This window comes from Aeromonas sp. FDAARGOS 1416, assembly GCF_019048085.1.
GTDB lineage: Bacteria > Pseudomonadota > Gammaproteobacteria > Enterobacterales > Aeromonadaceae > Aeromonas > Aeromonas veronii.
This window is the reverse complement of sequence record NZ_CP077301.1, coordinates 2167233-2190472: the sequence shown is the minus strand read 5'-3', so window position 1 is coordinate 2190472 and position 23240 is coordinate 2167233. Positions and strand designations below refer to the sequence as shown.

General features: G+C 58.5%; 21 protein-coding genes. 6 read left to right on the top strand and 15 right to left on the bottom strand.

Annotated elements, in window-relative coordinates; all coding sequences use genetic code 11:
- Nucleotides 1–121: 121 nt before the first annotated feature.
- The 3 genes from I6L46_RS09635 to manA all read right to left on the bottom strand — a co-directional run bounded on the left by I6L46_RS09635 (nucleotide 122) and on the right by manA (nucleotide 4703).
- Nucleotides 122–874 carry a DNA/RNA non-specific endonuclease gene (locus tag I6L46_RS09635; RefSeq protein ID WP_216977967.1) on the bottom strand — a complete coding sequence of 251 codons (753 nt, stop codon included), beginning with the start codon at nucleotides 872–874 and terminating at the stop codon, nucleotides 122–124.
- Between the two features lie 233 nt (nucleotides 875–1107).
- Nucleotides 1108–3000: a PTS fructose transporter subunit EIIC gene (locus I6L46_RS09630; RefSeq protein WP_216977966.1), complete on the bottom strand. Its 1893-nt coding sequence runs from the start codon at nucleotides 2998–3000 to the stop codon at nucleotides 1108–1110.
- A gap of 503 nt (nucleotides 3001–3503) precedes the next feature.
- The gene (gene manA, locus I6L46_RS09625; RefSeq protein WP_216977965.1) at nucleotides 3504–4703 is read right to left on the bottom strand and encodes a mannose-6-phosphate isomerase, class I; all 1200 of its coding nucleotides are present in this window, start codon (nucleotides 4701–4703) and stop codon (nucleotides 3504–3506) included.
- Between the two features lie 129 nt (nucleotides 4704–4832).
- Here manA and I6L46_RS09620 point away from each other — a divergent pair, with 129 nt between their 5' ends.
- Nucleotides 4833–5708, top strand: coding sequence for an AraC family transcriptional regulator (locus I6L46_RS09620; RefSeq protein ID WP_005361632.1), 876 nt, complete (start codon nucleotides 4833–4835; stop codon nucleotides 5706–5708).
- Nucleotides 5709–5864: 156 nt separating this feature from the next.
- Nucleotides 5865–7118: an NADP-dependent isocitrate dehydrogenase gene (icd, locus tag I6L46_RS09615; RefSeq protein ID WP_005347179.1), complete on the top strand. Its 1254-nt coding sequence runs from the start codon at nucleotides 5865–5867 to the stop codon at nucleotides 7116–7118.
- 72 nt (nucleotides 7119–7190) lie between these two features.
- Here the strand turns inward: icd and I6L46_RS09610 are convergent, their stop codons facing one another.
- From I6L46_RS09610 to dsdX, 3 genes are all read right to left on the bottom strand, one after another.
- A complete protein-coding gene (locus I6L46_RS09610; protein WP_005337712.1) occupies nucleotides 7191–7367 on the bottom strand; it encodes a hypothetical protein in 177 nt (58 codons plus the stop codon).
- A 308-nt stretch (nucleotides 7368–7675) separates the two neighbouring features.
- Complete coding sequence (locus tag I6L46_RS09605) at nucleotides 7676–9007, bottom strand: D-serine ammonia-lyase (RefSeq protein ID WP_216977964.1); 1332 nt, start codon at nucleotides 9005–9007, stop codon at nucleotides 7676–7678.
- A gap of 16 nt (nucleotides 9008–9023) precedes the next feature.
- Nucleotides 9024–10361 (bottom strand): D-serine transporter DsdX, encoded by a 1338-nt coding sequence (gene dsdX / locus I6L46_RS09600; protein ID WP_216977963.1) that lies wholly within the window; start codon nucleotides 10359–10361, stop codon nucleotides 9024–9026.
- Between the two features lie 223 nt (nucleotides 10362–10584).
- Here dsdX and dsdC point away from each other — a divergent pair, with 223 nt between their 5' ends.
- A complete protein-coding gene (gene dsdC, locus I6L46_RS09595) occupies nucleotides 10585–11529 on the top strand; it encodes a DNA-binding transcriptional regulator DsdC (protein ID WP_216977962.1) in 945 nt (314 codons plus the stop codon).
- Nucleotides 11530–11697: 168 nt separating this feature from the next.
- On the opposite strand, the gene I6L46_RS09590 is transcribed toward dsdC, so the two are convergent.
- From I6L46_RS09590 to I6L46_RS09580, 3 genes are all read right to left on the bottom strand, one after another.
- Nucleotides 11698–11874 carry a hypothetical protein gene (locus I6L46_RS09590; protein ID WP_005337704.1) on the bottom strand — a complete coding sequence of 59 codons (177 nt, stop codon included), beginning with the start codon at nucleotides 11872–11874 and terminating at the stop codon, nucleotides 11698–11700.
- Between the two features lie 311 nt (nucleotides 11875–12185).
- Nucleotides 12186–12635 (bottom strand): C40 family peptidase, encoded by a 450-nt coding sequence (locus tag I6L46_RS09585; protein ID WP_139473602.1) that lies wholly within the window; start codon nucleotides 12633–12635, stop codon nucleotides 12186–12188.
- Nucleotides 12636–12826: 191 nt separating this feature from the next.
- Nucleotides 12827–13735, bottom strand: a complete 909-nt coding sequence (locus tag I6L46_RS09580; protein ID WP_005337702.1) for a hydrogen peroxide-inducible genes activator — start codon at nucleotides 13733–13735, stop codon at nucleotides 12827–12829.
- A 146-nt stretch (nucleotides 13736–13881) separates the two neighbouring features.
- On the opposite strand from I6L46_RS09580, the gene I6L46_RS09575 reads away from it, so the two are divergent.
- Complete coding sequence (locus I6L46_RS09575; RefSeq protein ID WP_005337701.1) at nucleotides 13882–14484, top strand: peroxiredoxin C; 603 nt, start codon at nucleotides 13882–13884, stop codon at nucleotides 14482–14484.
- A 247-nt stretch (nucleotides 14485–14731) separates the two neighbouring features.
- Here the strand turns inward: I6L46_RS09575 and I6L46_RS09570 are convergent, their stop codons facing one another.
- The 6 genes from I6L46_RS09570 to I6L46_RS09545 form a co-directional block, all read right to left on the bottom strand.
- A complete protein-coding gene (locus I6L46_RS09570) occupies nucleotides 14732–15697 on the bottom strand; it encodes an alpha-L-glutamate ligase-like protein (protein WP_204383597.1) in 966 nt (321 codons plus the stop codon).
- 3 nt (nucleotides 15698–15700) lie between these two features.
- Nucleotides 15701–17239, bottom strand: a complete 1539-nt coding sequence (locus I6L46_RS09565) for an inactive transglutaminase family protein (RefSeq protein WP_005337699.1) — start codon at nucleotides 17237–17239, stop codon at nucleotides 15701–15703.
- A gap of 3 nt (nucleotides 17240–17242) precedes the next feature.
- Nucleotides 17243–18031, bottom strand: a complete 789-nt coding sequence (locus I6L46_RS09560) for an ATP-dependent zinc protease (RefSeq protein WP_254203149.1) — start codon at nucleotides 18029–18031, stop codon at nucleotides 17243–17245.
- Nucleotides 18032–18083: 52 nt separating this feature from the next.
- Nucleotides 18084–19061 (bottom strand): tRNA 5-methoxyuridine(34)/uridine 5-oxyacetic acid(34) synthase CmoB, encoded by a 978-nt coding sequence (cmoB, locus tag I6L46_RS09555; RefSeq protein WP_216977961.1) that lies wholly within the window; start codon nucleotides 19059–19061, stop codon nucleotides 18084–18086.
- Complete coding sequence (gene cmoA, locus I6L46_RS09550) at nucleotides 19058–19804, bottom strand: carboxy-S-adenosyl-L-methionine synthase CmoA (protein WP_216977960.1); 747 nt, start codon at nucleotides 19802–19804, stop codon at nucleotides 19058–19060. Before cmoA ends, cmoB begins: the two co-directional genes overlap by 4 nt.
- Nucleotides 19805–20079: 275 nt before the next feature.
- On the bottom strand, nucleotides 20080–20928 hold the full coding sequence (locus tag I6L46_RS09545) for a DUF72 domain-containing protein (RefSeq protein ID WP_216977959.1): 849 nt from the start codon (nucleotides 20926–20928) through the stop codon (nucleotides 20080–20082).
- 162 nt (nucleotides 20929–21090) lie between these two features.
- Here I6L46_RS09545 and I6L46_RS09540 point away from each other — a divergent pair, with 162 nt between their 5' ends.
- Nucleotides 21091–21342, top strand: coding sequence for an FmdB family zinc ribbon protein (locus I6L46_RS09540; RefSeq protein ID WP_005337686.1), 252 nt, complete (start codon nucleotides 21091–21093; stop codon nucleotides 21340–21342).
- 32 nt (nucleotides 21343–21374) lie between these two features.
- Nucleotides 21375–23141, top strand: coding sequence for an aspartate--tRNA ligase (gene aspS, locus I6L46_RS09535; RefSeq protein ID WP_005337684.1), 1767 nt, complete (start codon nucleotides 21375–21377; stop codon nucleotides 23139–23141).
- The last annotated feature ends 99 nt before the right edge of the window (nucleotides 23142–23240 follow it).

Below are 23240 nucleotides of genomic sequence, written 5' to 3'. Positions count from 1 at the left end.
CATCTGAAAAGGGCAGGGGGAGCGTGACTCCCCCTGCTGGGAGGGGCGCTGGCCCCTCCCTCTATCTATCGCGATGCAAGACTGATGGCGTCTCAATCTATCTGCGGATGAGTTGTTCGAGTCAGTTCCACATCGGGGAGATGCGGGCTTCCAGTGTCTCTTGCTGCTCTTCGGGCATATCGCTGAAGAAGTTGAGCTGGGTCTGCTCCTCCACCTCACGTACCGAGACCCGGTAGTCGGCGATCTGGCTGATGGGCACCTCTTCCTGCGGCATGATAAAGGCGATGGCCTGCAGTCTGGCCGGGTCCATCACGATCTTGTAGTAGGCGCTCGGGATCGCCACACCCTGACCGATGGACTCTTCAGAGCCGGTAAAGATGGGGCCGGTGATCACCTGCACATCCTTGCGGGAGACCGCCCACTTGTTCACCTTGTCCTCCAGCACGCGCCACGCCTTCTGGTTGAGCACCCCGACCTGCGGTGTCATGTTGCTCAGCAGGAAGCTCTCTTTCATGGTGTTCTTGTTCGATTTCATGTCTCCCGCCGGGGCCTGATGGCCACGATCGTAGCCCGAGCCCTTGTAGTCGGAGAGGGTGGCGCGGTAGGCGACCGGGATCTCCCTGTCCTCGGCGAAGGCATCCTTGCGGGGCACTGTGCCCTGTGCGCTCTGGGCGGTCATCCGGTAGGAGACCCAGTCCGCCACCTTGTAGTCGTAGTTGTAGCCGACGGCATACCCTTCACGACAGAGCTTCTGATCCGATTCGGAGGGCAGACCAAAGCGCACGTGATCGCCACACGTCCAGTGTGCCGCCAGCAAGGGGGTAGTAGTGAGGGTAAGGGTAACAGCCAGAACCAATTTATTGATTTTTATCATTTTTGTGATGCTCCAGTTTAGTAGGCGGAGCCATTTGACATGAGATCTGACCAGCGCTTCAATTGCTGTTTTTTTACACGTCACCGTTCTGTGACGGCTCGCCAAGATCCGTGATGTGACAGGTTAATATGTTTTAAATCAGTGGCTTGGTTGGTGGGATGATATGCGGTTGCTCGGCAGACAACGAAAAAGGGCCCGCGATGGGCCCCTTGTACTGGTTGGTCTGACTGCTATCAGGCGGCGTTTGCCTTGTTGCCCTGAGTGCGGGCCAGCAGTGCTTCCGGATTGTGGATCGCCTCCTTGGTCTTCACGTCGATGACCTCGATATCGGTGAAGCGCTCGCGGTTCTTGATAGCCACGTCGTGGGCGAAGATGACGCAGCGGGCGTTGGCGACATCCTTGGCGGTAATGCGGTTGATGATGCCGTTGGCGCCCTGGGTCTCGACCTTGATCTTGATCCCCTGCTTGGCGGCGGCCTTCTGCAGGCTCTTGGCGGCGAGGAAGGTGTGGGCAACGCCAGACGGGCAGGCGGTGATGGCCAGTACGTCTGCTTCTCCTTCCGCTTCAATGATCTCGAAGCTGGTTTGGGTGGCGGTCACGTCATCTTCTTCGCTCACCGGCTTCTTCAGCAGGTTGACGATGATGGCGGTGGTCAGGGCGCCGAGGATGGTACCCAGGATGTAGCCCATCTTGCCTTCAACAACCGGCAGGACAATCCAGCCACCCCAGGGGGCGTGGTTGATACTGTGCATCATGAAGCCGGTGATGTTGCCGACGATGCCGCCTGCGACGATGGCCGGGATAACGCGCATGGGGTCAGCGGCGGCAAACGGGATAGCACCTTCACTGATACCGATCATGCCCATGATGGCGGCCGCTTTGCCGGATTCACGCTCTTCTTTCTTGTAACGCTTCGGAGACATGAAGGTCGCCAGCGCCATACCCAGTGGCGGCACACAGATGGCGATACCGACACCACCCATCAGCCAGGGCTGGGTGTTGACCTGAGTCTGGGCAAACAGGGTCGCAACCTTGTTGACCGGGCCGCCCATATCGAAGGCGGTCATACCACCCAGAATGGCCCCCAGCATCACTTTACCTGAGCCCGCCATGCTGGAGAGCCAGTGGTTCATTCCTTCCATCATGGCGGCGATCGGGGCACCGATCCCCCACATCACGATGCCACACACCAGGAAGGTACCGATCAGCGGATAGATGAAGATGGAACCGAGCGAGGTCATGGAGTCAGGCAGCTTGATCCGTTTGAGCTGATTGACCACGAAACCTGCGATAAAGCCCACCAGAATGGCGCCGAGGAAACCGGTTTGATAGTGCTGAACGGCAATCCAGGAGCCGATCATGCCCGGGGCCAGGCCCGGCTTGTCAGCCAGCGAGTAGGCGATGTAGCCACCCAGTACGGCAGTAAACAGAGTCAGACCGGCGATACCCATGGTGGCCATGTCTTTAAGGAAGCCCGCTTCCGGTACGGCGCCCTTGCCGCTCATCATCACCGACAGGGAGAGCAGCACACCGCCTGCCACGATGAAGGGGATCATGTGGGAAGTACCAAACAGCAGGTGCTGCTTCATGGTGTTGAGGCGCTCCTTGAAGGTGCGATCGGTGGGTTCAACCGGAGCAGAGGCCTCCGGTTTGGCGGCTGGCGCCGGTTTTTCCGCTTTCGGGCCTTGCTTGAGCAGGGTCAGGGCTTGCTCGACGGTAGTGGCCGCTTTCATCTGCTCGATAAAGCCCGGCTCCAGTAGACGGGTAGAGAGCTCGGCCAGCACTTCGATGTGGTGGTTGGCGCCGCCATCCGGGGAGGCGATCATGAAGATCAGCTGGGTCGGCTTGCCATCTTCGGCGCCGTACTCGATACCCTGACGGCTGACACCGATGGCAATGGCCGGACGGCTGACAGCCTTGCTCTTGGCGTGGGGCAGGGCGACACCCTGCTCGAAGCCGGTGCAGTCCAGCTGCTCGCGGGCCCAGATATCCTTGACGAATTGCTGTTGATCAGACACGGCGCCATCGCGCGCCAGCATCTGTGCCATCTCGTTGAACAGGGCCTCCTTGCTGGTGGCCTTCAACTCCAGGCAGATGAGTCTGCCGTTGGTCATGGTGGGTAACATATTACTCTCCTGGCTCCGTTGCCGAGCCGCATGATGGGGGGAACAATTGACATGGATATTGTTCTCCCGTTGGCGCGGTGCCGAAATCGGACAAATGTGCCGTTTACTAGATTTTTGTGCTGGCAAGAATGAGCTGTGACTCTCATCTCGTTTTAGCGTGATGATTAAATTCGATGTGAATATGAATTTAATTATTTATTATCAATTACTTAGTTTGGTTTCGTTCGTGCGAAATCGTATCTGAGTGTCTAGGTCGATGATGAGTTTTCTGTGATGGAATGGATATTTGTGTGATTTGTTATGGGTCAATAGTGTGAGCTGGTTGGCAAATAGCAGGCGCCTCAAGTGATTTTATTGTCATTAATTGGGAGGGAGATAACTCTGAGAGTCTGGTCAACCGTGTTGTGAAGCGATGAAAGGGGATGGATGGGGATAAAAAACAAGGGCCATCATTGATGGCCCTTGCGCATGTTCGGGTGGGGGCATCGCCCGGGATGTGCTCGTTAGCAGCGGTTGCCGGCGCGGGCGACCCGTCCTTCGGCCAGCAGTTGATAACTGCCAGTCGCAGCAGGAATAAAGGCAGATTGCCCCTTTTCCAGACGCAGTGACTGTTCGCCTTGCTTGAGGGTCACTGTGTCATCAATGGCAAACAGGATCTCGGCGCTGGCAGTGGTGAGCTGATGCTCGCCAGCCGGGTAGACGCTGAAAGTGAAGTCAGGTACCGGCACGTCGAAGTGCTGTACCGCACCATCACAGCGGGGGGCCAGCAGGATCTGGTCATCCGGTTTGGCCTGGCAGCGCGTGCAGTCCAAGAGCTCTGCCACATCGATGTATTTGGGGGTGAGGCCAGCGCGCAGTACGTTGTCGGAGTTGGCCATGATCTCGAGGCCGGTGCCGCGCACATAGGCGTGCGGGGTGCAGGCATCGAGGAACATCGCCTGACCTGGCTCAAGCGTCACCACGTTGAGCAGCAGCGGCGAGAAGAGGCCCACATCTCCCGGGTACTGGGCCGCCAGACTGGTGATGAGGGCAAACGTCTCCTCATCCTGATGGGCGGCGGCATAGTCCAGCAGTCCTTCCAACGCCTCCTCCTTGCGCGCCCCTTCCAGTACCAGCAGCTGGTAGAAGAAGTGCTGCAGGCCCGCTTCATTCTGGCTGGCGGCAAGGGCTGCGGTCAGATCGGCGATGGCCGCCAGATTGACCCGCTCGAACAGTGCCAGAATGGCGGGAATGGCGCGAAAGCCGTTCATCGCCTGATAGGGGGTGAGGGCAAAGACAAGCTCCGGTTTATGGTTCGGGTCCTTGTAGTTGCGATTGCTCGCCTTGATATCGATGCCTGCGGCCTCCTCTTTGGCAAAGCCCGCTTCGGCCTGAGCCTTGCTCGGGTGCACCTGAATGGAGAGAGCCTTCTCGGCACACAACACCTTGAACAGGAACGGCAGGCTGCCAAAACGGGCGAAGGTGGCCTCACCCAGCGCGGCGGCCGGAGCCCTGTCGATCACCGAAGAGAGCTTTTGCACACTGCCCGCCAGCGTCACCTCGGAGCAGCCGTTGGGGTGAGCCCCCATCCAGAGCTCGGCCTGGGGTTTGCCTTGCGGGTTGGGAATGCCAAACAGGGTGGTGAGGGAGTCATGACTGCCCCAGTCATAGCCTTGAATCGGGTTTTGCATCAACAGAAAGGAGGGCAGATCGCTACTGCTCATAAGGGACGCCTCGTCTAGTTTGAAGAAAATCGGGTGCAGAAAAGGGTGGCATTACTGCTGTGGACCGGACTATAACATGGGCGGTCGCGCGCGCCGCAACCGCTTGCCTCTCTCTTGATCAGGATCACCATGTCTCTCATCTTCAGCCAACTGCTCGACGGAGCCCTGAGCGAACAGGTTCCATTTGACCAAATCTGGTTTGCCAGTGAACAGGGGGTGCCACCCAGTTTCAGCTATCAGGTCAACTTTCCCCGCCTCGAGCTGGTCTTTAGTGGCGAGTATCTCAACCAGATCTGGGACAGGGAGGAGGGGGTCAGAGAGATCAGCGTGTTACCAGGACAGGCGCTCTATATCCCTCCCAACGGCTGGAACAAGCCGCTCTGGACCACCGACTGCTCGGTGCTGAGCCTGCTGTTTGGCAAACGCCAGCTGGGGTTCAGTCTGGTGAGCAAGCGCCGTGAAGATCCGGACTTTTTCGATGTGCAAAAGCACAGCATCATGGCGCGGGCGGGCCATGTGATCGAACACATTCTGGCGGCGCTGAACGTACTGACCGAGGATCCTGGTCGCTCCCCCACCGATGATCACCTGCTGCAGGCCCTGCTGGCGAGTGCCCGTCAGCTGTTGCTGGAGTCCGCCACGGATCGGCCACGGGGGGCAGAGCTCTTTCACGGGATCTGCATTTATATCCAGGAGAACTTTCACCGTCCCATCACCCGTGACTCCATTGCCCACCGCTTCAACGTTTCAGCCAGCCATCTCTCCCACCTGTTCCGCGAGCAGGGTCATATGCGCCTTGCCGATTACATCAGTTGGGTGCGGATCGATCGGGCCAAATTCATGCTGAAAAAGTACCGCTTTCGTCTTGAAGAGGTGGCCAGTCGCTGCGGTTACAGTGACGTGAACTACTTCTGCCGGGTGTTCAAACAGAAGACCGGCTTGACCCCTTCCCAGTATCGTTCCCTGAGTCAGCCGCAGGCGGCGGCCAGCGAGCTGGAGGGATAACTGGGCGGGGTCGGAGAGGCGTGGTGACGGCGCACTGGCGGGTGGCTACCTCTTTGGTCTGACATGCTTTCTTGTCGTTTTATTATGAAAATGAATGGGCTAAGATGGCCGCGCGCAACAAACAAGTTGATAACAAACGGAAGTTAGGAGATGCCGATGGAAAGCAAAGTAGTAATCCCGACCCAGGGTCAGAAAATCACAGTCGATGCCAACGGCAAGCTGCAGGTTCCCAACCATCCGATCATTCCGTTTATTGAAGGGGATGGCATCGGTGTTGACGTAACCCCGGCCATGTTGAATGTGGTGAATGCTGCGGTCGAGAAAGCCTACAAGGGCGAACGCAAGATCGCCTGGATGGAGATCTATACCGGCGAGAAATCGACTCATGTCTATGGCGAAGGTGCCTGGCTGCCGGCCGAAACCCTGGATTTCATTCGCGAATACTGCGTGGCCATCAAGGGCCCGCTGACTACTCCGGTCGGTGGCGGTATTCGCTCTCTCAACGTAGCCCTGCGTCAGGAGCTGGATCTCTACATCTGCCTGCGTCCGGTGCGTTACTACGACGGCACCCCGAGCCCGGTGAAGCGTCCTGATCTGACCGACATGGTGATCTTCCGCGAAAACGCCGAAGACATCTACGCCGGTATCGAGTGGAAGGCCGACAGCGCCGAAGCAAACAAGGTGATCGCCTTCCTGCAAAACGAGATGGGCGTGAAGAAAATTCGCTTCCCCGAGTCCTGCGGGATCGGCATCAAGCCGATGTCCAAAGCCGGTACCGAGCGTCTGGTGCGTGCCGCCATCGAGTATGCCATCGACAACGATCGCGACTCCGTGACTCTGGTGCACAAGGGCAACATCATGAAGTTCACCGAAGGTGCCTTCAAGGATTGGGGCTATGCTCTGGCCCAGAACGAGTACGGTGCCCAGCTGATCGATGGCGGCCCATGGTGCTCCTTCAAGAACCCGAAAACCGGCAAGACCATCGTCATCAAGGATGTCATCGCCGACGCCTTCCTGCAGCAGATCCTGCTGCGTCCGGCCGAGTATGACGTCATCGCCTGTATGAACCTCAACGGCGACTACATCTCCGACGCGCTGGCCGCTCAGGTAGGCGGTATCGGTATCGCACCGGGTGCCAACATCGGTGACGGCGTGGCCCTGTTCGAGGCGACCCACGGCACTGCACCTAAGTATGCCGGTCAGGACAAGGTCAATCCGGGCTCCCTGATCCTCTCTGCCGAGATGATGCTGCGCCACATGGGTTGGGTCGAAGCGGCCGATCTCATCATCAAGGGGATGGAAGCGGCGATCCGAAACAAGACCGTCACCTATGACTTCGAGCGTCTGATGGAAGGGGCCACCCTGCGCTCCTGCTCCCAGTTTGCTCAGGACATGATCGACCAGATGTAATCTGCTGCTTGCCAGAAACGCAAAACCGGCGCCATGTGCGCCGGTTTTTTTATCGCGAAAGAGTGAAGGGGCTTATTGCGCCTGCTCTACGTGTTGCTGATAGCGTTGCTGCCATTTGCTGGTTTCTGCTTCATCACCCTGGGCCTTCCAGAAGGCGCAGATGGTGTTGGCAAGTTCCGAAGCCATCGCGTGATCTCCGTCACGTCGACTCATCAGATAATCTCCCAGCCAGCTTTGATATTGTTTCATTACCCGATCTCCTTATCTGATGTGCCCTTGAGGGTGCCCACCTTGACGGGAGCCTGTCGGCTCATCCTGGGGGGAACATCATCAGGCATGATGGTGCAAAGTCACGACCCGGGCAGAGAGCCCGATGGGCAATCTGGCGGCGAACGTGACGCGAGATGTCAAAAAATGAGCGCCATTTTAGCACAAACTGACCAACTTGGGGAAATTGTCGCCATGGATTGCGACAGAACTGCCCCATCCCCTTGTTCCCAAAACAGAAAACCCGCCGTGATGGCGGGTTGATTTGCAGATAAAAGTGGCGAAAAAGCCTAGAGCTTGGCGCTGGCCAGGTACTTTGCCATCTCTTCGGCGGGCACCATGCCACCGCCGGTGGCCCACACCAGATGGGTGGCGCGGGCCATGGTTGCGGCATCGCAACCGCGCCCGGTGAGCCACTCGGGATTGGCTGCCACCCGCCACGGGCCTGCCATACCCGCCAGGGCTGACGGTTCGAGTGTGATCTGCTCATCGCGCGCCAGCAGTCCCAGCAGGTCATACATCTCCTGATCGCTCAGGGTGTAGAAGCCTGCCAGCAGCCGCTCCATGGCGCGGCCGACGAAACCAGAGGCGCGCCCTACCGCGAGGCCGTCGGCTGCGGTGAGGTTGTCGATGCCCAGATCCTGCACCGCAATGGCATCGTGCAATCCGGTGTGGACCCCCAGCAACATGCAGGGGGAGTGAGTGGGCTCGGCGAAGAAGCAGTGAACGTTATCCCCGAACGCGAGCTTGAGACCAAAGGCCACGCCGCCCGGGCCGCCACCCACGCCGCAGGGCAGGTAGACAAACAGCGGGTGGTCGGCATCCACCTTGATACCCATCTGGTCGAACTGCGCTTTCACCCGCTCGCCCGCCACCGAGTAGCCGAGGAACAGGGTGCGGGAGTTCTCGTCATCGATAAAGAAGCAGTTGGGGTCGCGTTCGGCCTCTTTGCGCCCCTGTTCCACCGCCACCCCGTAATCTTCGGCATATTCGACCACGATGACGCCGTGTTCACGCAGCTTGCGCTTCTTCCACTCCCGCGCATCGGCCGACATGTGGACGGTGACGGTAAAGCCGAGCTTGGCACTCATGATGCCGATGGACATGCCAAGGTTGCCGGTGGAGCCCACTGCGATGCTGTAGTGGCTGAAGAACTGGCGAAACTCGTCGCTGAACAGTTTGCGGTAGTCATCCTCTTCCCGCAGCAGACCAGCCTTGATCGCCAACTGTTCGGCGTGAGTCAGCACCTCGTAGATACCGCCTCGCGCCTTGATGGAGCCGGAGATGGGCAGGTGGCTATCTTTTTTGAGCAGTAGTCGACCGGTGACCTCGACTCCGTAGCGCTGGTTGAGCGTAGCCTGCATCGCCGGAATAGCGGCGATCTCGGACTCCAGGATGCCGTTGCTGGCGCGGGTCTCGGGGAAGGCCTCGCACATGTAGGGAGCGAAGCGGGCCAGCCGAGCGGAAGCGTCCGCCACATTGTTGTTATCGAGCCCCACATAGGGCAGACCGGCAGCCAGAGTGGTGGTGTTGGGGTTGAACCAGGTGACTGGCTCAAGCGCGATCAGGGATTGCACCAGTGGAAATTGCGCTGTGAGTTGTTGTACGTCGATGTTTTTCATAGTGTTCTCGGTCTTGTTACACGATATAGGAGAGCAGGAAGGTACCGGCCAGCGCCATCAGGGAGGCGACCAAGGTGGCGGTGGTGTAGTACTTGAGCGTTTCGTTCAGGGTGGCGCCGCAATACTGCTTGACTAGCCAGAACAGAGAGTCAGTCACCATGGTGCAGCCAATGGCACCGGAGCCGATGGCCAGGGTCATGATCTCCGGGCTGATATCCGGGTAGTGCACCATGATGGGGGAGACGATGGCGGTGGCGCCCATCATGGCGACGGTGGCGGAGCCCACGGCGGCGTGCAGCACGATAGCCACCAGCCAGGCCAGCAGAATCGGGTGCATATCCAACTGGGAGAGGATAGTGGCCAGAGAGTCGCCCAGCCCACTCGCCTTGAGTACGCCGTTGAAGGCGCCGCCCGCTCCGATAATGAGCAGGATATTGGCGATGGAGGAGAAGCACTCCTCGGTCTTGTTGAGCAGCCCTTCCATCTTCATCTGCTGGCGGATCCCCAGCACGTAGTAGGCGGTGAAGGCGGCAATGAACATGGCGGTGATGGGGTTGCCGATAAACTCCAGCACGGTATAGAGGTGGCTGGCGTGATCCATGTTGAGCTCGGCGACCGTCTTGGCCAGCATCAGCAGGATGGGCAGCAGCACGGTGAAGAGCGAGGCGCTTAAGGTCGGGAGAGTTGCTTCATCGCGGGCCTTGATGTCGGCAAAGGCAGCGGGTACCTCCTTGAATGGAATCCGGTTACCCAGCAGCTTCAGAAACAGCGGACCGCCCACCAGCGAGGCAAACAGCCCGACCGCCAGACCATAGACGATGACGGATCCCACATCGGCGCCCAGCTGATTGGTGACGTAGAGGGCGGCAGGGTGAGGCGGTACGATGCAATGCACGGCCATCAGGGCGGTACAGAGCGGAATGGCCAGCTTGAGCAGCGAGGTGTTGGTCTTGCGGGCGATGGAGAAGGCCAGCGGGATCAGCAGTACCACGCCGACTTCGACAAACAGGGTGATGCCACATACCAGACCAACCAGCACCATGATGACATCCGGCGAAAGCCAGCGGCATCTCTGCAGGGCGAGGCCGATGCGCTCCGCCGCGCCCGACACCTCCATCATCTTGCCGAGTATGGTGCCAAGGCCGATGACGGCGGCGAGAAAGCAGAGCGTGCCGCCAATGCCCTCTTCCATGGCGCTGACTATCTTGAGGGGCTCCATCCCCATCAGGGTGCCCACATAGAAGCTGGCCAGCAGCAGGGCAAGAAAGGGGTGGATCTTGCCCTTCACTATGGTGACCACGATAAGAACGATGCTACTTAGCAAGGTAGCGATGACCCATACCTCTGAACTCATACTGCGCCTCGACATCTGTTGTTTGTGATTGTTTATGCGCTTATTGAATGAAAATGAGGCGGGGCTGACAAATGATGAAATCGACCACTTGGGTGAGCTGAAGTGATGCAAAGACGCTACATTGGTCACAATTTATCTAAATTACACTCTTTGGGTCTTTTGGCTTCATCCTGAAGGTGGCCTGTGGGTGTATCATTGGCGGCCATCGCGAAGAGGGGGATGAATGTATAACGGGGATAATTACATATCGCGCAACAAACTGCTGAGTGGCTACCAGCTGGCCAAGCTGCACACCTTCGAGGCGGCCGCCCGCCACGGATCCTTTGCCATGGCAGCTGATGAATTGTCGCTGAGTCCCAGTGCCGTGAGTCACCGGATCAGCGCGCTGGAAGAGGAGCTGGGGTTCAAGCTCTTTGAGCGTTTTCACCGCAAGGTGGTACTGACGGCGGATGGGCAGCGGGTGTTCTGGGCGCTCAAATCGTCGCTGGAGTTCATCAATCAGGAGATCCTGGAGATCAAGAATCAGGAACTATCCGGTACCCTGACCATCTATTCGCGTCCCTCCATCGCCCAGTGCTGGCTGGTGCCCAGGTTGGCTGATTTCTCCCGCCAGCATCCGCAGATCGAGCTCAATATCATCACTGGCAACGAGAACATCAACCTGCATGGTTATGGCATCGATTTGACCCTCTATTTCGATGAGAAGAGCCCGGAGCGGCTTGCCATCCACCCGCTGATGGATGAGTACATGCTGCCGGTCTGCAGCCCGGAATATGCCGAGCAGCACGGGCTTGTCGGCAATCCCGCCAACTTGTCCTTGTGCCGTCTGCTTCATGATCGGCAGGCGTGGGGATTTGACTCGGATACCGATGAATGGAGCTGCTGGGCTCGCCACGCCGGGGTCAGCCTCGAGGCATGCCAGTTGAGCATGGGTTTTGATCGCTCGGATCTCGCCATCATCGCCGCCATGAATCACGCCGGGATCGCCATGGGGCGCAAGAATCTGGTGAGCAAGCGACTGGCACGCAACGAGCTGTTGGCCCCTTTTGCCGGGCTGGAGATCAAGTGCGAGCAGCGTTATTACATGGCGACCCTGCCCAATCGGGCGTGTCCCAAGATCCAGGCCTTTATCGACTGGGCGCAGGAAATGGCTGCCGAGATGGAATGAACAGAGGCCGGTGCGCAAGAGCAAAATGAAGATGGTAAAGCGCGAGTGAACGAAGGTAGCGGTTTAACGTAGCGGGAAAATTGGGGGAGAGGGGTTGGCTGATGGTGGTTGGTCGCGAGTGGCCTTGCTGCCAACACCGGGTGGCTGGCAGCAAGGCAACGGTCGGGATCAGGTGGTCTTTTCCAGATGGTTCTGGTAAATCTGCTGCCACTTGTCCAGTTCGTTTTCATCACCCTGCTGCTGCCAGAACTCGCAGATGGAACTCGCCATCTCGCATGCCATGGCGTGGTCACCGTCACGGCGACTCATCAGGTATTGCCCCAGCCAGCTTTGATACTGTTTCATTGCACGATCTCCTTATCTATTTAACCCTTGATACTGCAGCTGTGGGCCACCCGTCCGGCAGTGTTGCGCCACACTCCACTTTCGCCGCGCGCTGCTTGTTATCGCCTCGCTTGTTGTCAATCAGGACAGAGAACGTATGAGAAAGAGGCGAAAGTGTTAAAAATTGGCCACCACCTTATCACAAAATGGTGTGATATGCAGGCTTTGGGGCCAATTGAGTTATAAGCGTGGGTTGTGTGTCCCGACATAGCGACATGGATTGACGGAGAGTATCGGCACGCAACTTGTGCCGCAAGCAGGCGTTTGAGTGGTTACTGGGTCACCCGACGTGCCTGCCAGTAGCGACTGTTCCAGTAGACGTTGTCGAGGCGGGAGCGGATCACTCCCTTGCTGGTGGAGGCGTGAATAAACTCGCCGGCACCTGTGTAGACCCCCACATGGTACTGTTGCCAGCCGGTTTTGAAGAAGACCAGATCCCCGTGTTGCAGCCGGTAGCGATCCACCTGTTTGCCAATGCTGGCCTGAGATTCGGTGGTTCTTGGCAGGTTGAAGCCCAGCACCTGACTGTAGGCGAGCTGGGTGAAGGCGGAGCAGTCTAGCCCGGCGCGGCTGGCGCCGCCCATGCGGTAGGGAACACCGCGCCACTGTTGGTAGAAGCCATCAAAGGCACTGCTCTGCCGGGGGGCCGGAGGCGGCTCCGGCGTGCTGGAGCAGGCGGCCAGCAGCAGAGTCAGCAGGGATAGCAGCAGCTTGCGATACATCGGGCTCTCTCCACGGACGGGTCTACCAAACGAGACATTTATCGAGCGCCATATCCTGCCAAATCGTTCTGGCGGTAGGGGGCGCGACAACTTTTCCATCATAAACAGGGATCTGACTCCAGACCTAGTCTCCGATAGGAAAAATGTGGTGGGGAACTGAAAAACGCCAACCCGAGGGCTGGCGTTTGTTGTCACTCGTTGTGGCTGATCAGCGGTTTAAGCAGCTCGGCCAGCTTGTAGAAGGTCTGCACCCGGGTGGTGCTGGGGCGCCAGACCAGCCCGATCTCGCGATAGGAGGTCTCTCCCGGCAGCGGGATGGCCACCAGATCGGAGTTGGCAAGAATGCCGGCATCGATGGCCATCTGCGGCAGGAAGGTGGTGCCAAGGCCCGCTTCCACCATCTGCACCAGGGTGTGCAGGCTGGTGGCGGCAAACGGGTTGATCTTGCTCTTGTCCCGCAGGCGGCAGGCGCTCACTGCGTGCTCGGTGAGGCAGTGCTCCCGCTCCAGCAGGAAGATGCTCTGGTTGGGCAGCTCCTTGTAGTCGAACGGGGTATGCAGACCGGCCGCCATGCTGGCGGGCATCACCATGTGGAACGGATCCTGGCCCACGGTCTTGCAGTGAAATCCCCCGATCTCGATGGGCAGGGCGAGGATCAGCAAGTCGAGCTGACCCTGTTCCAGCTGCTTGAGCAGATTGCTGGTGGTGTCTTCACGCAGCAACAATTCGAGGTCAGGATAGGTTTTGCTGCACTCTTTCAGCAGCTTGCTCAGCAGGAAGGGGGCGATGGTGGGAATGCAGCCAAGACGTACCGTCCCCTGCATCACGCCGCCCTGATGTTGCCCGAGCTCCATTAGATCCCGCGCATCGGAGAGTAAATTGCGAGCGCGCTCGACGATTTCCATGCCGACCGGGGTCATAATGAAGCTCTTGTGGTCCCGCTCCACCAGTTGCAGGTTCATCATGTCCTCCAGCGTCTGGATCCCGGTACTCAGGGTCGACTGGCTGACATGACAGGCCTTGGCGGCGCGGTTGAAGTTCTTGTGCTCATCGAGAGCGACCAGATATTGCAGCTGTTTGAGGCTGGGCCAACGTTGCATAGAAAAACCCGATTAATGCTATCTATTTAATTTGATTTAACTAATCTACCATCAGGTCTATAGTTTGTCGCTTGAATTAGATGGACTTGGCTCTAGGTAGCCCAATCCTCACCGGATTGTTCACTTCACATAAAGAGGAATTGAATATGGTATTGGTAGGCCGTCCCGCACCCGATTTTACCGCCGCAGCTGTTCTGGGTAATGGCGAGATCGTTGATTCATTCAACCTGTCATCCCACATCAAAGGCAAAGCTGCCGTTGTCTTCTTTTATCCGCTCGATTTCACCTTCGTCTGCCCGTCCGAGCTGATTGCCTTCGATCACCGTTATGAAGAGTTCCAGAAGCGTGGCGTGGAAGTGATCGGTGTTTCCATCGATTCCCAGTTCTCCCACAACGCATGGCGCAACACCAAAGTGGAAGATGGCGGTATCGGTCAGGTCAAGTACCCGCTGATCGCCGACGTGAAACACGAAATCTGCAAAGCCTATGACGTTGAGCATCCGGAAGCCGGCGTGGCGTTCCGTGGCTCCTTCCTGATCGACAAGAACGGTGTCGTTCGTCACCAGGTTGTCAACGATCTGCCGCTGGGCCGCAACATCGACGAGATGCTGCGCATGGTCGATGCCCTGCAATTCCACGAAGAGCACGGCGAAGTGTGCCCGGCTCAGTGGGAAAAAGGCAAAAAAGGTATGCAAGCCTCTCCGGACGGCGTTGCCAAGTACCTGTCCGAGAATGCTGACTCCCTGTAATCGGGCTGCACTCTCCTTGAAGAACCGGCGTCTTGGCGCCGGTTTTTTTATACCAGAGATTTATCCATCCCCTGACATTGCGGTCACACTCTTCTCGCTCCATCGCTATTCCAAGCTGCCGTTCGCTGGCGTACTCGTTGTTTCGAAATGAGATGCTGATCCGAATGGCTAGGTGGGGGGATATGCCGACAGACAATCGCCATAAAAAAAGCGCGCCATAGGCGCGCTTAGTTCACAAGCGAAGAAGTTATTCCTCAAAGATCCCGAAGTGATCCTTGGCGAAATTGACTCGCTGCTCCACGTTCATCTTCACCTGGCCCAGCTTCTCGATAGTCTTGAGATTGGGCACCAAGCCGCGACCGTTGGCGATCTGGATGGCAAGACCGGGACGGGCGTTGAGCTCCAGCAGCATGGGGCCGCGGAACTTGTCCAGCACCATATCGGTACCGATATAGCCCAGACCCGACATCTCGTAGCAGGAGGCGGCCAGGGTGAGCAGGGTATCCCAGTGTGGGACCTTGAGCTCATAGAGGTCGAGGCCGGTATCCGGGTGGTGGCGCAGCGGATTGCCAAACTGCACTGCCCGCAGGGCACGACCGGTACGCAGGCACAGACCCACTCCCACGGCGCCCTGGTGCAGGTTCGCCTTGCCATCGGAAGCCGAGGTGGAGAGGCGCATCATCGCCATCACCGGGAACCCTTTGAAGATGATCACTCGGGCATCGGGTACCCCTTCAAAAGAGTAGCCGTCGAACACATCATCAAAGTTGATGAGGCCTTCGACCAGCGCCACGTCGGGCTTGCCGCCAAGCGAATAGAGCCCCGCCAGAATGTTGGAAACATGGCGCTCCAGATCCTGACCGTTGGAGGCGCTGCCGTTGGGTTTATAGAAGAGGCCATCTTCCTGACGCAGGATCACCAGGATCCCCTTGCCGCCCGAGCCACGGGCCGGCTTGATGCAGAAGCCCGGCCAATCTTTTACCAGCTCGGTGATGCGACCCACATCGTGCTGGGCACGGATGGTACCGATCAGCTCAGGCACGGTAACCCCTGCATCCAGCGCAATTTGCTTGGTCTGCAGCTTGTCATCCACCAGCGGATAGAGGCTGCGCGGATTGTAGCGGCTGATGTAGGAGTGGTTGCGCTTGTTCATGCCGAGGATGCCTGATTGGGACAGGCTCCACGGGGTTGTGTATTTTTCCCAGAACCACATCGGTTACTTGTCCTTACCCGGGGTGACGCCAGATTTCATCTCGTCCACCAGCGGCTTGAAGCGCTTCAGTTCGCTCAGCTTGTAGCCGGTGTAGTTACCCATCAACAGCACGGTCGCCATCAGCACCAGCTGCAGGCCGAGGAAGTTGAAGGTGAGGTGACGAATAAGCTCGTTATCCATGGCCAGATAGGCGATGACGGCAACCAGCAGAGAGCCGCCGCCTTGGCGGAACACCTCTTTCGGGCCCTCTTCTTCCCACAGGATGGACATCCGTTCGATGGTCCAGGAGAGGATGATCATCGGGAAGAAGGTGATCTTCATGCCGTCGGTCAGCCCCAGCTTGAAGGCGAACGCCGAGAAGATACCGATCATCGAGATAACCATGATGATGATGGCCGATATTCGGGCGACCAACAGCAGGTTAAGCCGCGACAGATAGGAGCGGATGATGAGACCGGTGCCGACGATCAGCAGGAAGCCGATGAGACCGGTGACCAGCGAGGTCTGGATAAAGGCGACCGCGATCAGCACAGGCATAAAGGTACCTGAGGTCTTGATCCCAACCAGAACCCGCAGGAACACCACCATCAGCACGCCGATCGGGATCAGCAGCAAGCCCTTGAACAGGGTCTGCTCTTCCAGCGGCAGGCTGTGGATGGAGAAGTTCATCATCTCTGATTTTTCGAACTTCTGCGCCAGTGCCACGCTGACCGGCTGCTCCTGTTCGATCATCGAGAAGCTGACACGGGAGTTGTGACCACCGGTCACGTCCAGCAGGGCGCCGGAATTGTATTCCCACAGCAGCAGGTTGGCCGGACGACCCTGTTCACCGGTTTGCGGGTTGAACAGCTTGTAGTCGGTCGGGCTGTTGAATACCTGCAGATAATCCACCAGCTCCTGACGACGGCGGCCATCTTCCAGATTCAGAGCATGCACCACGCGGGTGGGGACGTCAGCATTGTTGAGCAGCTCGGCGATCAGGTTGGCGCGGCTCTTGTGCTTTTTCAGCAGCTCGGCGTTCTGCTCCTGCTTCTCGATCTCCTTGATGATCTCGCGAGTCAGGGTGTAGCCGTCGGCAGAGCGCTCCTGCGCCCGCTCGAGGATCTGCTTCATCGCGGTGGCATAAGGCTCACTCTCGATCTGCTTCTCGATGGCAGGCGGCTGCGGATTGGCGGCCGGTTTGGCATGGGCATCCGCCATCATGTCGACGCGGTAGTAAAGCTCCTGACGGCCAGAGGCGGTGCGGATGGACCACTCGGCGCGGGCATCGCCATCTTTCTCGACGAAGGAGAGGCCGTAGCCGGGGCTGGCGGCGTTCTCGTTCATCAGGGTGAAACCGGGCTGGGTGCCCGGGATGGCCAGAGAGGCGATCACCGGCTCACCGGTCGCCTCAAACTCCAGCTTGGCTTCGATGGACCAGATCTGGCGCTTTTCACCGGGCGTCAGCGGTACATCCAACGCGATATGGTGATAGATCGTCATCCCCAGGCCGACAATGTACAGCAGGGCTACCAGCAAATAGAACGGCTTACGGGAAACCATGGATTATTTCACATCCTTGAGCTTGGGTTTGGGTTGGATATATTCGCGGGCCACATCAACCACGGCGATGTCTTTCAAAAATTCGCGACCCAGCAGCACAGGGAAGGTCATGTCGCTACGGTCTTTCAGGGTAAATTCGGCTTTCTCGGTCATGTCGCCAATGCGCACGGCCAGACGCACTACCGGACGGCGGTCGAGGTCGTCGGCAGAGGCCTGACGCACCCGTACATGGCGTACCAGCGGCGCTTCGATCTGGAGCTTGTCGTCCACTTCCTGATGGCTCAGGAAGAAGCGCACCCAGTTTTTGCCGTTGCGCTCGAAAATGGTGATCTCCTGCGCACTGATGGAGGAGGTGGTCGCACCGGTATCGACCCGCGCCTGGAAGGCGTCGTTGGCCGCATCAACCCAGATCCACTCGGCTTCACCGACCATCAGCTTGCCATCGATGGTGTGACCCTGATTGGGGGCCGGGCACTTCTCGGTGGGGATGGCCATCGGCTTGGGCGGCTCGGAGGGGAGGGTGGCGAGCTTGTGGTCTACTTGCTTGACGGACTCTTTCATATTGGTGACATCTGTGTTGAGCTGAACCAGCAGGTGCTGTTGCTGCACATACTGCTTCTGTTGCTGTTCCATGGATGTTTGCAGGCGCTGCTCGCTCTGGCTCAGCTCGCTACGAAGCTCGGCCAGCGTCAGAGCAGGGACCTGAGGCGCTTTTTCCATATTGACACACCCGCCGAGACTAAGCAGGGAGAGCAGGGTCATTCCTTTTAATTTGCTTTTCATGTCATTCATTTAACTGTGCTTCCTGGAATTGGGTCAGTGTAACTTCCTGAATCGCCATCGGCTAGTCTTTGGCCTTGCGGGCAATCAGTACGGCACGTTTCGGCGCCGGGTGTCCTTCTACCGTGAGTGCTGGATTGTCTGGATCCAGATAGTCACTCAGGGATTCATTAATCATCCAGTCGGTACGACGCTGTTCGTCGGTGCTGGTCATATTCTCGTCTACTATCCGCACGTCGGTGAAGCCGCAGCGCTCGACCCACAGCTTGAGGGCGCGGCTTGAGGGAATAAACCAGACGTTGCGCATCTTGCCGTAACGGTCAGTGGGCATCAGCACGTCGTTGACCCCGCCATCGATCACCAGGGTCTCAAGCACCAGCTCGCCATCATCTTTCAATTGATTGCGCAGCTGCTCGATGTGCTCGATGGGGGATTTGCGGTGATAGAGCACCCCCATGGAGAAGACGGTGTCAAAGGCACGCAGCTCCGGCAGTTCCTGAATGCCGAGCGGCAACAGGTGGGCGCGCTGATCATTGCCCGCGAAGTGGCGAATGGCCTCGAACTGGCAGAGGAACAGCGGACTCGGGTCGATGCCGACTGCAAGCCGAGCCCCTTCACCCACCATGCGCCAGAGGTGGTAACCGCTGCCGCAGCCCACATCCAGCACGTAACGGCCTTCGAGCTGGCTGATATGGGGCAGCACCCGATCCCACTTCCAGTCAGAGCGCCACTCGGTATCGATGTGGATGCCGTGTACGGTGAACGGCCCCTTGCGCCAGGGCATGAAGTGACGCAGCAGGCTCTCGACCTTCTTGCGCTCCCCTTCGCCAAGGCTCTCGGCCGAACCAATCTCGACCCGGCTTTTCAGCTCGATGTTGCCGGGGGAGACCACCGGCAGCTTGTTGAGGGCGCGGTTCCAGCGCGGCAGGTCGCCATGCTGGTTGTCATGTTGCCAAGCGTGCAGCTGGGCGGGCAGGGTATGCAGCCAGTGGCTCAGCCGGTTTTTGGCAATTAGTTGATAGAAATTGGCAAAGTCGATCATGGCTGGGCGTCGCTGGATTTGATGGCAATCATGGAGCCGAAGTTAAAGCATTGGAACCAGAGATCCTGATGGACGAAACCGGCCTCCCGCAGACGGGCCTGATGCACCGGCAGGCTGTCGGTGCGCATCACGTTCTCAAGGGCAGTTCGTTTCTGGCTGATCTCCAGCTCGCTGTAGCCATTGGCCCGCTTGAAGTCGAGATGCAGATCGATCAGCAGCTCGTTGACCGGTTCATCTTCGAAGCGGAACTTTTCGCTCAGGATCAGGATCCCGCCCGGGCGCAGCCCATCGTGAATGCGCTGGATCAGGGCGGTCCGTTTCTCTGGTTCGACAAATTGCAGGGTGAAGTTGAGCACCACCACGGAGGCGTTCTCGATCTCGATGTCGCAGATATCTGCTTCCACCAGCTCCACCGGTACCTCGGATTTGAAGCCGGAGAGGTGGGCGCGGGCGCGCTCGATCATCGGATGGGAGAGATCCACCGCGGTGATGCGGCAGCCGGGCTGGCTGACATGGCGACGCATCGCCTGGGTCGCGGCGCCCAGTGAGCAGCCGAGATCATAGAGTCGGCTCTCGGGTTGGGCGTAGCGGGCGGCCATCATGCCGATGGCAGAGATGATGTTGCTGTAACCCGGCACCGAGCGCTGGATCATATCGGGAAACACGTCGACGACCTGTTCGTCAAAACAGAAGTCACCCAATCGGGCGATCGGGGCGGCAAAAATTTGATCTTTGGTATGCATGCTGGCGCAACCTGACAGTCGGGACATCACCCGGCTGTATTGTTCAATTGAGTCGTTGGGTGACACCCATCAGAGTAGATTTATCACCTGTTTACGAACGGGGTGGCTGGTCATGAAATCCTTTGGACCTGTCCTGTTCGTACGGGCCATGTTCCGGACCCTTACTTGGGGCGGTAGTGTAGAGGATTGATGGCCGTTTGTCTTGACGCCAGGGCTTGCCACGCCACAAAAAAGTACTTTTTTTACAGCGAAACGATGGCCACAGAATGGGTTGGCTAAAAGCGCAGCACTCCCTGCCGTGCGCGATCGTTTTCCCCCGGCCAGGGGGCCATATCCTGCTCCAGCAAGCGGGTGATCTGGCGGGCCAGCTCAGGTGCCTGGGCGTTGTCGGCAGTATGTATATAGAGGTAGAGATCTTTCCCCTCCGCGAGCCACTGGCGCCAGTGGGGGAGCCAGCTGGGCAGGAAGGGGTGATTGGCCGCCGGATCCGGCAGGCCGATAAAGCGCACCATGGGGGCGTTGGCGGTGGCCAGCAGATGCACCGGTAGGCGCGGTTTCTTGCCCTGGGCATCGACAAGGGCTGGCGTGGTTGCTTGCACCGAGAAGAGTGGCCGGCTGTCGAGCATCACCCGGTTCACACCCTGTTCCATCAGCAGCCGGTTTAATGCCCGCTCGGCCTCCCCCTTGGCGAAGAACTCAGGGTGACGCACCTCGAGGGCGTAGCGAAACGCCCGCGGCAGCCGATCGATGAAGGCCGCCAGTCTGGCCAGCCCCTGTGGCCCGAAACGGGCGGGCAACTGCAGGGTGAGCAGCCCCAGCTTGTCGTGCAGCGGGGCGAGCAGACGAATAAAGTCGGCGACTTGTTTGTCTGCGCTCACCAGATCGCTCTGGTGGCTGATGGTTTGCGGAAATTTGAAGTTGAAACGAAAGTGATCGGGCACCGCATCGGCCCAGCGCTGTACCGTATCGGGGGTCGGCAGGGCGTAGAAGGTGGTATTGCCCTCCACCGAATTGAACACGGTGGCGTAGTGGGAGAGGTGTTCGGCAGGCTTGGCGCCAAGGCCCAGCAACTGGCCTGGCCAGCTGGGGTGGGACCACTGTGGCAGGCCCAAATAGAGGCTCATGATGGCTATTCTCTTCGCTCTTGGTGCATTCGTGCCGATTTTTTGCCCGCTTTTTGCCATCGAGCGCAAAAAACTGGCGAAAGGAGGCTGCTGGCCATTTTACCCAAAAGGGGGTTTTCCTCTATAATGCCAGCCCTTTTGTTTATCAATTTCTTGTGACCCATGCCTATCTACGAATATCGTTGCGACGTCTGTGGCCATGAATTGGCAAAACTGCAAAAGCTTTCCGATGCCCCCCTGACCGACTGTCCGGCCTGTAGCAAGCCGAATCTGGTCAAGCTGATATCGGCGGCAGGCTTCCGGCTCAAGGGAACCGGATGGTACGAGACTGATTTCAAACCGGGTAAGAAAAAGAATCTGGCCAGCTGTGAGACAGACGGTGCTTGCCAGTCGTGCCCGGCGGCCCAAGGTTAACCGTCTCTCTACAATTTCGAAGGAAGAAGTCCATGCGCTCTATCTATTGCGGACAGGTCAATGAGGCCCATGCAGGGCAGACCATTACATTGTGCGGTTGGGTTCATCGTCGTCGTGATCTCGGCGGTCTGATCTTTATCGATATGCGCGACCGGGAAGGGATCGTTCAGGTGTTCTTCGATCCGGACAAGCCGGACGCGTTCGCGCTGGCCTCCGAGCTGCGCGGCGAGTTCTGCATCCAGGTGACCGGTGTGGTGCGCACCCGTCCCGAGTCCCAGCGCAACAGCGACATGGCCACTGGCGCCATCGAAGTGTTCGCTCACGAGCTCAACATCATCAACCGTGCCGAGCCGCTGCCGCTGGACTTCAATCAGGTCAACAGCGAAGAGATCAGCCTCAAGTATCGCTACCTGGATCTGCGTCGTCCCGAGATGGCCAAGTACCTGAAAACCCGTGCCAAGGCCAGCGCCTTCGTACGCCGCTTCATGGACGAGCACGGCTTCCTCGATATCGAGACCCCGATGCTGACCAAGGCCACCCCGGAAGGTGCCCGTGACTATCTGGTGCCGAGCCGCGTGCACAAGGGCAAGTTCTACGCTCTGCCGCAATCACCCCAGCTGTTCAAGCAGTTGCTGATGATGTCCGGCTTCGATCGCTACTACCAGATCGTCAAGTGCTTCCGTGACGAAGACCTGCGTGCCGACCGCCAGCCGGAATTCACCCAGATCGACGTGGAGACCTCCTTCATGACCGCGCCGCAAGTGCGTGAAGTGATGGAAGAGATGATCCGCAAACTGTGGCTGCACATCCTGAACGTGGATCTGGGCGACTTCCCGATCATGACCTTCGACGAAGCCATGCGTCGCTACGGCTCCGACAAGCCGGACCTGCGTCTGCCAATGGAGCTGGTCGATGTGGCTGATCTGCTGACTGCTGTCGAGTTCGCCGTGTTCGCGGGCCCCGCCAACGATCCGAAAGGCCGTGTGGCTGCCCTGAAAGTCCCGGGCGGTGCTGAACTCTCTCGCAAGCAGATCGACGAATACACCAAGTTTGTCGGCATCTACGGTGCCAAGGGCCTGGCCTGGATGAAGGTCAACGAAGCGGCCAATGGTATCGAAGGCGTGCAGTCTCCGGTTGCCAAGTTCCTCTCTGACGCCATCGTGCGCGAGATCCTGGCTCGTACCGGCGCTGCCGACGGCGATATCATCTTCTTTGGCGCTGACAGCAAGAAAGTGGTCTGCGATGCCATGGGCGCCCTGCGTCTGAAAGTGGGTCGCGATCTGGGCCTGCTGGAGAACAGCTGGAAACCGCTGTGGGTCATCGACTTCCCGATGTTCGAGGAAGATGGTGAAGGTGGTCTGGCCGCCATGCACCACCCGTTCACCGCGCCGAGCAACATGAGCCCGGCCGAGCTGAAAGCCAATCCGGTGGGTGCTTACGCCAACGCCTACGACATGGTGATCAACGGCTACGAAGTGGGTGGCGGCTCTGTCCGTATCCACAACAGCGAGATGCAGTCCACCGTGTTCGATATCCTGGGTATCACCCCGGCCGAGCAGCGCCTGAAGTTCGGCTTCCTGCTGGATGCGCTGAAGTACGGTACCCCGCCGCACGCCGGTCTGGCCTTCGGTCTGGACCGTCTCAGCATGCTGCTGACCGGCACCGAAAACATTCGGGACGTCATCGCCTTCCCGAAAACGACCGCGGCTGCCTGTCTGATGACAGACGCCCCCAGCCTTGCCAATGCCGCCCAACTGGGTGAGCTGGCGATTGCAACCACCGTCAAGGGCGACGAGTAAGCCGATACCGGCACCGGAGGCCGCCGCCGTGCGGCCTCTGTGTTTCCCTTGGGTTAGTCATGATCAGTGTTACTGACATTTAAAAAATAACGGAGAGTC